6 protein-coding genes are annotated in these 14671 nt (G+C 68.0%); 2 read left to right on the top strand and 4 right to left on the bottom strand.

The features are described 5' to 3' along the window. Nucleotides 1-10 precede the first annotated feature (10 nt). Entirely contained in the window at nt 11-8791 is an 8781-nt protein-coding gene (locus GJA_RS00815) for a non-ribosomal peptide synthetase (RefSeq protein ID WP_051780098.1), read from the top strand. 803 nt (nt 8792-9594) lie between these two features. On the opposite strand, the gene GJA_RS00825 is transcribed toward GJA_RS00815, so the two are convergent. Together GJA_RS00825 and GJA_RS00830 are read right to left on the bottom strand one after the other, a co-directional pair. Next, complete coding sequence (locus GJA_RS00825) at nt 9595-10887, bottom strand: dicarboxylate/amino acid:cation symporter (protein WP_038487689.1); 1293 nt, start codon at nt 10885-10887, stop codon at nt 9595-9597. Between the two features lie 67 nt (nt 10888-10954). Continuing rightward, the gene (locus GJA_RS00830; RefSeq protein ID WP_038487692.1) at nt 10955-12163 is read right to left on the bottom strand and encodes an amidase; all 1209 of its coding nucleotides are present in this window, start codon (nt 12161-12163) and stop codon (nt 10955-10957) included. Between the two features lie 193 nt (nt 12164-12356). Here GJA_RS00830 and GJA_RS00835 point away from each other — a divergent pair, with 193 nt between their 5' ends. Beyond that, a complete protein-coding gene (locus GJA_RS00835) occupies nt 12357-13283 on the top strand; it encodes a LysR family transcriptional regulator (RefSeq protein WP_051780100.1) in 927 nt (308 codons plus the stop codon). Here the strand turns inward: GJA_RS00835 and GJA_RS00840 are convergent. Further along, a complete protein-coding gene (locus tag GJA_RS00840) occupies nt 13255-14295 on the bottom strand; it encodes a bifunctional nicotinamide-nucleotide adenylyltransferase/Nudix hydroxylase (protein ID WP_038487695.1) in 1041 nt (346 codons plus the stop codon). The genes GJA_RS00835 and GJA_RS00840 overlap by 29 nt on opposite strands. Before the next feature lie 151 nt (nt 14296-14446). Next, nucleotides 14447-14611, bottom strand: coding sequence for a hypothetical protein (locus GJA_RS28060; RefSeq protein WP_156484150.1), 165 nt, complete (start codon nt 14609-14611; stop codon nt 14447-14449). Between the last annotated feature and the right edge of the window lie 60 nt (nt 14612-14671).

The following is a 14671-nucleotide window of genomic DNA, read 5'->3' on the forward strand; positions in this document are numbered from 1 at the left end:
GGAGAATTCGATGTCGGATGTATTGAACCAGATAGTCAATCAGGCAGCCGGCGAGGCAGCCGGCGAGCTAGTCAACGAAGTAGTGAACACGGTGTTCAGCGATGCCGATCTGGCCGATGCCGAGCTGTTGTCGATGCTGGACGCGCTCGGCGACGACGACGGCGCTTTCGATCCGCTGCGCATTCCGCGCCTGGCGGCGAGCAGCGCGGCGCTGTCGTACGCCCAGCAGCGGCTGTGGTTCTTCGAACAACTGGAGCCGGGCAGCGCCTTCTTCAACATGCCGGCCAGCGTGCGCCTGCTGGGCCGGCTCGACAGCGCCGCGCTGGCGCGCAGCCTGAACGAGATCGTGCGGCGCCACGAGGCGCTGCGCACCAGTTTTATCGCCGAGGACGGCACGCCGCGGCAGCGCATCGCGGCGCAGCTGGCGCTGGACTTGCCGCTGACCGACCTGAGCGGGCTGGAGCCGGGCGCGCGCCAGGAAGCGGCGCGCCGGCTGGCCCAGCAGGCGGCCTGCCAGCCGTTCGACCTGGAGCGTGGCCCGCTGATCCGTGCCAGCCTGGTGCGCCTGGGCCCGAACGAGCACATCGTCACGCTGACGCTGCATCACATCGTCTCCGATGGCTGGTCGATGGGCGTGCTGGTCGGCGAAGTGGCGGCGCTGTACGGCGCGTTTGTCCAGGGCCTGCCTTCGCCGCTGCCCGAGCTGCCGATCCAGTACGCCGATTTCGCCCAGTGGCAGCGCCAGTGGCTGGCCGGCGGCGTATTGGAGCAGCAACTCGGCTACTGGCGGCGCCAGCTGGCCGGCGCCGATGAATTATTGGCACTGCCGACCGACCGTCCGCGTCCGCCGCGGCAGCGCTATCAAGGCGCCACGCTGTCCTTCACGCTGCCGGCGCCGCTGACGCGCGCGCTGCACGCGCTGGGAGAACGGCACCAGGCGACGCTGTTCATGACGCTGACGGCGGTCTTCAATGTGCTGCTGGCGCGCTACTCGGGACAAAGCGACATTTGCCTGGGCACCGTGATCGCCAACCGCAACCGGCCGCAGACCGAGGCGCTGATCGGCTTCTTCGTCAACACGCTGGTGCTGCGCAGCCGGATCGACGGCGCGGCCAGCTTTGCCGACCTGCTGCGCCAGGTGCGCGGCACGGCGCTGGACGCCTACGCGCACCAGGATGTGCCGTTCGAACAGCTGGTCGAGGCGTTGAAGCCGGAGCGCCAGCCCGGCCATACGCCGCTGTTCCAGGCCATGCTGTTATTGCAGAACATGCCGACCGGTACGCTGGAATTGCCCGGTTTGACGCTGAGCCAGGTGGCCGCCGAGCGCGCGGTCGCCAAGTTCGACCTGACGCTGTACCTGCAGGAAGAGGGCGAACAGCTGGCTGGCGCGTTCGAATACAATACCGATTTGTTCGACGCCGCCAGCATCGCGCGCATGGCCGGCCATTTCAGCCACCTGCTGCAGGCGGTGGCGGACCATCCGCAGGCTTGCATCGACCAGCTGCCGCTGTGCGACTGGCGCGCGATGCCGCCGGTCGCGGCGCTGGCGCGCGACGCGGCGCTTCAGCCGCTGTCGCCGCACCAGGAGCGCATGTGGTTCATCGATGTATTCGAGGCCGGCCATCTGTATCCGGCCAGCCCGACTTACCACAATATCCCGCTGCTGCTGGAGCTTGAAGGCCCGCTGCCGGTGAGCGTGATCCAGGCCGCGCTCGACGCGCTGATGGCGCGCCATGCGATCTTGCGCACCCGCATCGAGACGCGCGAGGCGCGCGGCTGGCAGCGGCTCGACGACACGGCGCGGCTGCCGCTGCGCGAGCTCGATGCCGCCGATCCTGGCGCCGATCCGGTCGCGCTGGCGCTGGCGGACGCGGCGCAGCCGTTCACGCTGGAACGCGACCTGCTGGTGCGCGCCGCGCTGGTGCGCGGCGCCGCGCGGACGCTGCTGGCCATCACCGCGCACCACATCATCGCCGACCGCGCGTCGATGCGGCTGCTGGCGCGCGACCTGCTGGAACTGTGCGCCGCGCTGCTGGAACAACGCGCGCCGCGCCTGCCGCCATTGCGCGTCGAACACGCCGATTATGTCGCCTGGCGCGACGGCCTCGATCCGGCCCATACGGAAGCGCTGTTCTTTTACTGGAAGCGGCAGTTGCGCGGCCGCCTGCAGGCGCTGGAACTGCCGTTGAACCGGGCCCGGCCGGCGGTGCACACGTTCAGCGCCGCGCGCCACGAGTTTACGATCGACGCCGGGCTGGCGGGGCGCTTGCGGGCGCTGGCCGCGCGCAGCGGGAGCGGCCTGTTCGACGTCGCCGCATGCGCCTTCAATGCGTTGCTGCGGCGCTACGCCGGCCACGATGAAATCGTCATCGGCACCAGCGCGCCGTGGCGCGAACGGGCCGAGCTGGCCGGCGTGGTCGGGCCGTTCGCCAATCTGCTGGTGCTGCGCAATGTCATCGGGCAGGACAGCACCTTGCTCGACTTGCTGCGCCAGGGCGCGCTGGGACGCGAGCAGGCGCTGCGCCACCAGGACATGCAGTTCGACCAGCTGGCGCTGAGGCTGAAACCGGAAAAGGACATGAGCCGCACGGCGCTGTTCGACGTGCTGTTCCAGCTGGAGGAGGACGACGCGGCGCTGGCGGCCGGCGCGTTGCGGGCGCGTGTCATCGAGACCAACCTGGGCTACGGCAAGAACGACCTGCACCTGTGCCTGCACGCGGAACGCGATAGCCTGGCCGGCCGGCTGGTCTACAACGCCGACTTCTTCGATCCGTGGCTGGCCGCGCAAATGATGCGCCATTATGTGGTGCTGCTGGAGGCGCTGGCGGACGATCCCGGCCAGCGCATCGACGACGTCGCGCTGCTCGACCGGACCGAGACCGGGCGCCAGCTGTACGACTGGAATGACAGCCAGGCGTCCTATCCCGATACGCAGACGGTGCACCAGCTGTTCGAACTGCAGGCGGCCCGCGTGCCGCAACGGATTGCCGTCACGTTCGAGGGCGCCGGGCTGTCGTACCAGGAACTGAACCGGCGCGCCAACCGCCTCGCGCATTATTTGCGGCACCAGGGCGTCGGCGCCGAATCGCTGGTCGCGCTGTGCCTGGAGCGCTCGTTCGACATGATCGTCGCGATCCTGGCCGTGATGAAGGCCGGCGGCGCCTATGTGCCGATCGATCCGCAGTATCCGGCCGAGCGCATCGCCTACATGCTGTCCGATTCCGGCAGCCGCTGGGTGATCACCAGCAGCGCGCTGGCCGATGCGCTGGACGGCTTGAAGGCGGCGCCGCAGGCCAGCCTGATCGCGCTCGACAGCGCGGCGCGGGCGATCGCGGCCGAGGCGGAACACAATCCGCCCAACCTGAACCAGCCGCGGCACCTGGTGTACGTGATTTATACCTCCGGTTCGACCGGCCAGCCGAAAGGCACGCTGCTGGAGCACCGCAACGTGGTGCGGCTGCTGTGCAACGACCGGCTGCAGTTTGCCATCGGCGAACAGGATGTCTGGTCGATGCTGCATTCGTATGCCTTCGATTTCACGGTCTGGGAATTGTATGGCGCGCTGCTGCATGGCGGCCGGGTGGCGCTGGTATCGAAGACGGCGCGGCAAGATCCGGTGCTGCTGCTGGACCAGTTGCTGGAGCAGCAGGTCAGCGTGCTGAGCCAGACGCCGACGGCGTTCTACAACCTGATCGACGAAATGGCGCGCCGCCCCGGCCTGGCGCTGCCGGCGCTGCGCTACGTGGTGTTCGGCGGCGAGGGGCTCAATCCCTTGAAGCTGAAGGCGTTCCGCGCGGCGCATCCGCAGGTTGAGCTGATCAATATGTACGGCATCACCGAAACCTGCGTGCACGTCACGTTCAAGCGCCTGGGCGACGACGACATGCATAGCGGCGCCAGCAATATCGGACGGCCGATCCCGACCACCACCACCTACATCATGGATCACCGCCAGCGCCTGCTGCCGGCCGGCGTGCCGGGCGAGATTTGCGTCGGCGGCCTGGGCGTCGGGCGCGGCTACCTGAACCGGGAACAACTGACGCGCGAGCGTTTCGTGGACCATCCCTACCTGCCGGGCGAACGGCTGTACCGCTCGGGCGACCTGGCCAAGCTGCTGGAAAACGGCGACATGGTGTACCTGGGCCGCATCGACAACCAGGTGCAGTTGCGCGGCTTCCGCGTCGAGCTGGGCGAAATCGAGGCGGCGCTGCTGGCGCTGCCGGCCGTGCGCGACGTCGCGGTGCGGGCGCGCGAAGATGCGCCGGGCGACACGCGCCTGGTGGCCTACCTGGTGCCGCAGGCGGGCGGCGCCGCGCTCGACCCGGTGCTGCTGCGTACCGCGCTGCTGCAAACGCTGCCGGAATATATGGTGCCGGCGCATTTCATCGCACTGGTGCGGTTGCCGCTGACGCCGAACGGCAAGGTCGACAGCCGCGCGCTGCCGGCCCCCGGCGCCAGCCGCAGCGAGGCGGCGTATGTCGCGCCGGCGACGCCGGTCGAACAGGCGCTGGCGGCGATCTGGGCCGAGGTGCTGGGCCTGGACAAGGTCGGCGCGCAAGACAATTTCTTTGCGCTGGGCGGGCATTCTTTGCTGGCCACCCAGGTGATGTCGAAAGTGCGGGTGGCGTTCGGCGCCGAGCTGCCGCTGCGCGTGATGTTCGAGGCGCCCAGCGTGGCGGCCCTGGCGCAGCGCATCGTGCCGGCGCAACGGCACGATGCGCCGGCGACGATCCCGCCGGCCCGCGCGACAATCGGCGACGCGGCGCCGCCGCTGTCGTTCGCCCAGCAGCGCCTGTGGTTCCTCGACCAGCTGGAGCCCGGCAGCGCGCTGTACAATATTCCGGCCGCGCTGCGCCTCGGCGGCCGGCTCGATGTGGCGGCGTTGCGGCGCACGATCAACCAGATCGTCGCGCGCCACGCCGTGCTGCGCACCACCTTCGCGGCGCGCGACGGCGCTCCGGTGCAGCTGGTCGCGCCGCGGCTGGAACTGGGATTGCCGCTGACCGATCTGGGCGGGCTGGCGCCAGCCGAGCGCGAGGCGCGCGCGCATGCGCTGGCCGGGGCCGAGGCGGCCGCGCCGTTCGACCTGGCGCGCGGGCCGCTGATCCGCGCCGCGCTGCTGCGGCTGGACGACAGCGAGCATGTGCTGCTGTTCACCGTGCACCACAGCGTCGCCGACGGCTGGTCGATCGGCGTGCTGGTGCGCGAAGTGGCGGCGCTGTATGCCGCGTATGCCGATGGCGCCTGGGTCGAGGGGCAGGCGTCGCCGCTGGCGCCGCTGCCGCTGCAGTACGGCGACTTCGCCCACTGGCAGCGGACCTGGCTGAGCGGCGCGGTATTGCAGCGCCAGCTCGATTACTGGCGCGCGCAACTGGCCGGCGCGCCGGCCTTGCTGGCCCTGCCGACCGACCGTCCGCGTCCGCCGCTGCAAAGCTATCGCGGCGCCACGCTGCCGTTCGACGTGCCGGCGGCCACGCTGGCCGGACTGGCGGCGCTCGGCCGGCAACAGCAGGCGACGCTGTTCATGACGCTGGCCGCCGCTTTCAGCGTGCTGCTGTCGCGCTACTCCGGCCAGGCCGACCTGTGCATCGGCACGCCGATCGCCAACCGCAACCGGGCCGAGACGGAAGGCCTGATCGGCTTCTTCGTCAATACGCTGGTGCTGCGCGCGCGGGTCGAGCGCGGCGACAGCTTCGCCAGCCTGCTGCGGCAGGTGCGGGCCACGGCGCTCGGCGCCTATGCGCACCAGGACGTGCCGTTCGAGCAACTGGTCGAAGCGCTGAAGCCGGAACGCCATCTGAGCCATGCGCCGCTGTTCCAGGTCATGCTGGTGCTGCAGAATGCGCCGATGGATACCCTGCAACTGCCCGGCCTGACGCTGCGCCCGCTGCAGGCGCCGAATACCGTCGCCAAGTTCGACCTGACGCTGAATCTGATCGAGCAGGAGGGCCGGCTGCTGGCCGCGTTCGAATACAACACCGACCTGTTCGATGCCGCGACGATCGCGCGCATGGCCGGCCATTACAACGAACTGCTGGGCGCCGTCGCCGCCGATGCGTCGTGCCGGATCGGCGACCTGGCAATGTTAAGCCCGGCCGAAAGAAACCGCCTGCTGGTCGAATGGAACGCCACCGCCGCGCCCTATCCGGACACGGTCGGCGTGCACCGGCTGTTCGAGGCGCAGGCCGCGCGGACGCCGCACCGGCCGGCGCTGCGCTTCGGCGCGCTGGAACTGAGCTACGCCGAGCTGAACGCCAGGGCCAACCGGCTGGCGCACCATCTGCGCGGGCTCGGTGTCGGACCCGAGACGCTGGTCGGCCTGTGCGTCGCGCGCTCGGCCGACATGATCGTCGGCCTGCTCGGCATCCTGAAAGCGGGCGGCGCCTATGTGCCGCTCGACCCGGCCCATCCGCCGCAGCGGCTGCGCCATATGCTGGAAGACGCCCGGCCGCCGGTGCTGCTGACCCAGCGCCGCCTGTTGCCCGGCCTGCCGCTGGACGGCATGGAGCGCATCGCCGCCGTCTGCCTCGACGACGAAGAGGTGGCGGCGGTGCGTGGCGACGACAATAATCCGCCGGATGCCACGCTGCCGGAGCAGCTGGCCTACGTCATCTACACTTCCGGTTCCAGCGGCAAGCCGAAGGGCGTGCAGATTTGCCACCGCAACCTGGCGGCATCGACCGCGGCGCGCATCGGCTATTACCGGCCGGCGGGGCGCCACCTGCTGATGTCGCCGGTATCGTTTGACAGTTCGGTGGCGCTGATCTTCGGCTCGCTGCTGAGCGGCGCCACGCTGCTGGTGCCCGACGATGACAGCGTGCGCGACCCGGCGCTGCTGGCGGCGCTGATCCGCGAGCAGCAAGTCAGCACGCTGCTGTGTGTGCCGTCGCTGTATGCCGAACTGTTGCGCGCCTGCCAGCCGGCGCCGGACTGGGCGCTGCGCCAGGCCATCGTCGCCGGCGAAAGCTGCGCGCCGGAACTGGTGCGCAGCAGCCACGCGCGCTGGCCGCAGGTCGAGCTGTATAACGAATACGGCCCGACCGAAGGCACGGTCTGGGCCTCGGTATACCGCACCGCGCCGGACGATGCGCGCGGCATCGTGCCGATCGGGCGCGCCATCGCCAACACCCGCATCTACATCCTCGATGGCGGATTGCAGCCGGTGCCGGTCGGCGTCGCGGGCGAACTGCATATCGCCGGCGACGGCCTGGCGCGCGGCTATCTGCGGCGCGCCGACCTGAGCGCGGACAAGTTCATGCCGGATCCGTTCGGCGCCGCGCCCGGCGCCAGGATGTACCGCACCGGCGACCTGGCGCGCTATCTGGCGGATGGCAATATCGAATACCTGGGCCGCATCGATCAGCAGGTCAAGATCCGCGGCTTCCGCATCGAACTCGATGAGATCGAGGCCGCGCTGGCCAGCCTGCCTGGCGTGAGCGCGGGCCTGGTGCTGGTGCGCGAGGATGCGCCCGGCGACAAGCGCCTGGCGGCCTATCTGCTGGCGCGCGCGGATGCGCGGCAGGACAGCCTGGCGCCGCCGGCACTGCGCGCGGCGCTGGCGCGGCTGCTGCCGGAGTACATGGTGCCGGCCCATTTCATCGTGCTGGAGCAATGGCCGCTGACGCCGAACGGCAAGATCGACCGCCAGGCCTTGCCGGCGCCGGACATGGCGCGCGGCGAGTCCGGTTATGTCGCGCCGGACACGCCGCAGGAGGCGGCGCTGGCGGCGATCTGGGCCGAGGTATTGGGCCGCGACCGGGCCGGCGTGCTCGACAACTTTTTCGAGTCGGGCGGCCATTCGCTGCTGGGGCTGCGCCTGGTGCAGCAGGCCCGCATCGCGTTGGGCGCCAGCATACCGGTCGCCGCGCTGTTCGCCGCGCCGACGCCGCGCGCCCTGGCCGCCTGGATGGACGCGCACCGCGGCGCGCCCGCCGCAAGCGGGGACGCCGGCGCGCTGGTGTCGCTGGGCGGTGCGCCGGAGGCGAACACCGTGTTCCTGCTGCACGACATCGGCGGCCGCGTGACCTCCTACGCCAGTGTGGCGGCGGCGCTGGTGCGGCATGGCTATGCCGTCGCCGCGTTGCAGCTGAGCGGCCACGAAGCGGCGCTGCCGGACAGCTTCGAAGCGCTGGTGGCGCGCTCGGTGGCGGCGATCCGCGGCCGCCAGCCAGCCGGGCCGTACCGGCTGGCCGGGCACTCCTACGGCGGCGTGCTGGCCGCGCACATCGCCGCGCAGCTGGAGGCGGAAGGGGAGCGCATCGAATTCCTTGGCGTGCTCGACAGTGTGCCGCTGGCGCCCGGCACGGTGCCGCTGGCGGCCGCCGCCGATCCGCTGGAACGCTGCATGTACATCGCGGTGGCCTGCGCCGCGGCGGCCGGGGCGCACGGCATGGCGTTCGAGCGGCGGCAGTTCGCGGCGCTGGCCGACAGCCAGGCGCGCTGGCGCCTGATCCTCGCCATGCTGGCGCGCGCCGGCCTGTGCGCCGACGCCGGCGACACGGCTGAACTGGCGGCGCTGGACCGCGCCTTCGGCAGGCTGGCCTTGCTGCCGGTGGCACCGCTGCCGCGTTTGCGGCGCGCGCCCGAGGTCTGGAACTGCGCCGCGCATGACGCCGATTTCGGACTCGAATGGGCCGCGTGCAGCGGCGCGGCGGTGCGCTCGCATCGCTGCGATGGCGACCATGTGTCGATGCTGTCCGGGCCGGCCGGCGCGGCGCTGGGCGGCGCGCTGGCGGCGGCGCTGCGGCGCTGCGCCGCCGGCGCTCAAGACGTTCAAGATCATCCAAGTTAATCAGGGAGCAAAAGATTGAAACAACAGAATCGCTGGCTGGAACCGCTGATCGAAGATNCAGCGGCCCTTGCTGTTTTGCCTGCCGTACGCCGGTGGCGGCGGCAGCGTTTTCAGGCAGNTGGCCGGAAGCGCTGGGCGACCTGGTCCAGGTCTGCCCGCTGCTGTTGCCGGGGCGCGACNGGCCGGATTGGCGAAGAGGCCATCGGCGCGATGGCGCAACTGGTCGATCAGCTGGCCGAANGCGATCCGGCCGCTGTGCCGGCGGCGCTGGTCGATCTGCGGCCACAGCATGGGCGCCGCGNATCGCGTGGGAGCTGGCGGCGCGTTTCGCGGCCGAGCCGGACGTCACGCCGCCCGAATGGNCTGCTGGTCAGCGGCCGCGGCGCGCCCGGCCTGGCGCGTCAGCAGGCGCCGCTGCACGGCNCTCGACCAGCGGCAGTTCCGCGCCGCGCTGGGGCGGCTGGGCGGCACGCCGCCGGAGGTGNCTGGCCGAGGATGAACTGATGGAATTGCTGCTGCCGATGCTGCGCGCCGACTTCCGCCTGNATCGAAACCTGGCAACCGTCGTTGGCGGTACTGGAACACACGCGCATCCTGGCGCTCGGCNGCCGACGACGACATCGAATCGGTCAGCGCCCGCCTGCAAGGCTGGCAAGCCCGCACCCGGNGCCGAGGCGCGGGTAGTCGAGCTGCGCGGCGATCACTTTTCGATCATTCAACGGCCGGCGNGCATTGCTGGAACAGATGAGAAGCGCACTGGAATGGCCAGGCAAGATCGCGGCCTAATCATTCGGACCGGACGATCAAGCCGTGCCTGCGGGGCCAGGTTCGCGGGCCTGCGGCGGACCGCCCAGCGCCAGGCGCATCGCATCGCGGTCCAGCTTGCCTTCCCAGGCCGACACCACCACCGTGGCCACGCCGTTGCCGGTCACATTGGTCAGCGCGACGCATTCGCTGAGGAAGCGATTGACGCCGAGGATCAGCACCAGTCCCGCCACCGGCACCGCCGGCACCACGGCCAGCGTCGCCGCCAGCGTGATGAAGGCGGCGCCGGTGACGCCGCTGGCGCCCTTGGACATCAGCATGGCGATGGCGATGATGCTCAATTGCTGGCTCCAGCTCAGTTCGATATTCAGCGCCTGGGCGATGAACAGCACGCCCATCGTCATGTAGATATTGGTGCCGTCCAGGTTGAACGAATAGCCGGTTGGTATCACCAGTCCGACCACCGATTTGGCGCAGCCCATTTTTTCCAGCTTGGACATCATTTGCGGCAATACCGATTCGCCGGAACTGGTGCCCAGCACCACCAGCAATTCTTCCTTGATGTAGGCGAGGAAGCGGAAGATGCTGAAGCCGCACCATTTGGCGATGCCGCCCAGCACGATGACGACAAACAGGAAACACGTCAGGTACAGCGTGAAGATCAGTTTCAGCATCGGTATCAGCGACACCACGCCGTATTTGCCGATGGTGAAGGCGATCGCGCCGAACGCGCCGATCGGCGCAAGGCGGGTGATCAGCTTGACGATGCCAAACAATACTTGCGACAAACCGTCGATCCAGTCATTGATACGCTTGCCTGTTTCACCCAGCGCGCTCAAGGCGACGCCGAACAGGATCGCCACCACCAGGATTTGCAGGATGTCGCCCTGCACGAAGGCCGATGCCAGCGTGTCGGGAATCAGGTGCAGGAAAAATTCGGTGGCGCCCGGGCCGTGCGCCTTCGATACGTACGAGGCGACCGCCTTGGCGTCGAGCGTGGCCGGATCGATATTGAAGCCGGCGCCGGGCCGCAGCAGATGCGTCGCGGCCAGGCCGATCAGCAGCGCGAAGGTGGACACGATTTCAAAATAAATGAACGCCTTGCCGGCCACGCGGCCCAGTTGGCCGACGCCTTTCATGCCGGCGATGCCGCTGACCACGGAACAAAAGATGATCGGTCCGATGATCATCCGTATCAGCTTGACGAAGCCGTCGCCGAGCGGCTTCATGTCGGCGCCGACGGATGGCGCGACATGGCCCAGCACGATGCCGATCGCGATGGCGACCAGCACCTGGAGGTAGAGTTTATCCAGATGAAGTTTGCGTAGCATGGTGGTCTCCGTGTGCAATCGATGCAGTCTTTATTGTTATGGGAAGGACGATCAGGGTTGCTGGCGTTCAGCCGGCAAGCGTCGCATGGACCGCTTGCGCCGCCGCGATCAGGCCGGCATCGTTGCCGCGGCAGCCGATCAGCGACAGGCCGACGGGCGCACCGTCGATTTGTATCCACGGCATGCTTACTTGCGGCAAGCCGGCCAGGCCGGCGATGCACAGCAGGTGTTGCGCATTGATCCGGTGATGGTCGAGCGTGGCGTCGCTCGCATCGCATAGCGGGGCGATGTCGGGCGCGGTCGGCAGCAGCAGGAAGTCGTGCAATCCCGGCAGCAAGGCTGTCAGCGTGGTCATCGCTTGTATGCGCACAATTTGTTGACTGGAAACGTCTTGCCGCGTCACCGCTGCCGCGTTGTCAAAACGGCGCCGCACGTCGGATCCCAGGCTGTCGCCGTGCGCGGTGACCCAGGCGCCGTGCTGTTGCCAGATTTCAGCCGATTGCAGCACCCGATGCGCTTGCGCCCATGGCGGCAGTGGCAATCGTCCCGATGGCACATGCCGCTTGTCGAAGCGCGCGGCCAGGTCGGCCAGCGCCGCTTCAAACGCGCGGTTGACGGCGGGCGAGCACCCGGCCAGCGCATCGTCCGAGATATGCAGCACGGCAGCGTGTTTTGACGGTATCTCCTGCTGTGCCAGTACCTTGAATACCGCGCCCAGGCTGGCGCCGTCGGCGGCGAACCAGCCCACGGTATCGAAGCTGTGCGCCAGCGCAAAACAGCCGTTCTTGGCGATCACGCCCTGCGTCGGGCGTATGCCCCAGATGCCGCAATAGCTGGCCGGCAGGCGGCAGGAACCACCGCAATCGGTGCCGAGCGCGATATCGGCGTGGCCGGCCGCTACCGCGACGGCCGAACCGGACGACGAGCCGCCGGGGAGCCGCAGCGGGCTGGCCGGATTGACCGGCGTGCCGTAGTGCCGGTTGATGCCCATCAGGCTGAATGCCAGTTCGTCGGTGACGGTCTTGCCGACCCAGGCCGCGCCGGCGCCCAGCAGCAGCTCGATGGCCAGCGCCGAGCCGGACGCCGGCTGCTGGCCGGCCAGCCATGCCGGATTGCCGGCGCCGATGCGCTGGCCGGCCAGCGCGAACACGTCCTTGGCGGCCAGCCGCAAGCCGCCCAGTTCGTCGGAATAAATCGCTACCGGGGGAGCGATGCCGAAGCCCTCGCTGACGAAGGCGCCCGAATAGGCGGGCTCGGTCAGGGTGGCGGAGGCCATCCCGGTTGCGGAGTGAGCGTGGAGTATCATGATGCTGGAGTCTTTCGATGGATGCGCGCCGGGAATTCGGCCTTGCGCTGGCATGTCGTCCGGCTATTATTGAAGGCGTAAAAAAACTGGACAAGCGAGCATTCGCAAAGGCTGTGTTTGTATTTTCCGAACGCCGGGCTGGCGCTGATGATGGAGGGAATACTTGTCGACCCGTTATGAACTGACCGATCTGAAAATCTTTCTTGCCGTGGCCGACGAGGGCAGCCTGACGCGCGGCGCGTTGCGCTGCCACTTGGCGTCGTCGACGGTCAGCCTGCGCCTGAAGGGATTGGAAGACGCCGTCGGCACGCCGCTGTTCGTGCGCGAGCCGCGCGGCGTGACGCTGACGCAAGCCGGCTTGATCATGCTCGACCATGTGCGGCGCTGCAATGCGCAGCTGGAGCAGATGCACGCCGACCTGTCGCCGTTTGTCGCCGGATTGGCGCAACGGGTGACGCTGTTCGCCAACAACAATGTGATCAGCTCTTTTTTGCCGCACGACCTGGCGCGTTTTTTTGAAGCCAACCGGCAAGTCCGGGTCACGCTGGAAGAGCGCATGGGGACCGAGACCGTGGCCGCCGTTGCCAGCGGCCGCGCCGATCTCGGCATCGTCACGGTGACGTCCGACGAACCGTCGCTGCAATTCATCCGATACCGCGAAGACCGCTTCGTGCTGGTGGCGCCGCGCTCATACGGTTTCGATGGCATGGCCGCGATGCGTTTCCGGCGCTGCCTCGACTATCCGTTTATCTCGCTGCAAAACGGCACCAGCCTGCATGCTTTTTTGACGAACCAGGCGTCGGCGCTCGGGCAGACGCTGGATATCCGGGTGCAGGTGTCCAGCCACCGTTCGATCCTGAACCTGGTGGCAGCCGGCGCCGGGCTGACCATCGTGCCGCTGTCGACCCTGGCCGCTGACGATCACCGGCAACTGGCGGTGATCGCGCTGGAAGACGAATGGGCCTTGCGCCACCATCGCATCTGCGTGCGCCGCGACACCTTGCAGCAGAATGCGATGGTGCGCACGCTGATCGATACATTGACGGTGTCGGCGCCGCTGTTTATGGTGTCAGCCGCAAGAAGTGATTGAGTATATGAAAGTGGTCTTCAAAAAACTGTTCTTCCATCGATAGCAGCTGGGCGATCGGCGTCCACTGGGCCAGCGCCGCGTCGTCGGACGCTGCGACTGCAGGTAACTGTTGCGTATTCAAATCGAAGAAGTGGGCGTGGGTCACCGTGCGGCCGCGCTGGCTGCGCTCGGGATGGTCGAATACCGCGACCTCGGCCAGCGCCTCGGTCAGCGATGGCGGCAAGACACCCAGTTGCGTCTCTTCGATCAGTTCCCGTATCGCGCCTTGCAGCAGCCGTTCGCGCTGTTCCAGGAAACCGCCCGGCAGCGCCCACAAGCCCTTGCCGGGAAAACCGTTGCGGCGTATCAGCAGCACATGGCCGGCGGTCTTGACGACCGCGTCGACGGTCGAAAAAATCGGTGGATACGGCGCGCTGCGCCATGCGGTCTGGTACGCTTCGACCGCCGCATGTTCCTGCACCAGCGCCGCATAACCGGGCAGCAAGCTCCATGCTTGCAGGTAGTGGCGTATCGCGGCCGGCACCAGTTCCTCGATCACGCTCAGCGACACGGCCACATTTTCCGCCTCGAACAGGACGCGGCGGATGCGGGTGGCGTCGATAGCGGGACCGTCGGCGATGGCCACCTGGCGCCACTGCGGAAAGTGGTTCAGGTAATAGCTGGACGCATCCTTGAAATACGCGATCAGCGCGATGTTTTCCGCCTGCGGCGCGGCGCGTTCGACGGCCGCGCGCACTTCGCTGGCCCAGCGGGTATCTTCGTAATAATCGCGCACCGGCACGTAAGATACGCGCGGCCGGTCTTGTTCCGGCAGTGTGTTGGCGATCATCGCGGCCCGCTCCTGCCACGTGAACGGGTTCTTGGCGCTGCGTGCATGGAACGACGAGCCGAGCACCACCACCACGTGGGGCGCATTATCCAGCGCGGCCCTGAGCAAGGCCGCATGGCCATTGTGAAACGGCTGGAAGCGGCCGATCAGCACGGCGGCATCGGTATGTTGAACGGTAGTCATATGTCGGTCTTTCAATATGTTGCGGTGATCGGCAATTGGCGGCCGCTGCCGAAGGCGCGCGAGCGGATCCGCACGATGGGTGCGGCCGTGTTGCCGGCAACGTCGCCGACGGTGACATTTGTTTGTGCGATGGCAATTGTGAGCCTGGGCTTCATGAATGGCAAAAAGAGCATTGCACATTTTCTTGAGTGGCGTCGTCCAATTGCAGCTTATTTTTCCGCGCCGGCAATTCACCGGCGTGCAACGCTCCCTGTGTGCCGGAGAAGGTCTTCATGTGGCAATGTTGTTTGCTCTGCAGCAATTGATCGCTTTCCATGGCGACGATTTCCTTGACCTGCGCCGGCAGGAATGAAACACTGCTGTCTATCTAACCATA

Origin of the sequence: Janthinobacterium agaricidamnosum NBRC 102515 = DSM 9628, assembly GCF_000723165.1 — a bacterium.
Classification (GTDB): Bacteria; Pseudomonadota; Gammaproteobacteria; order Burkholderiales; family Burkholderiaceae_D; genus Janthinobacterium; species Janthinobacterium agaricidamnosum.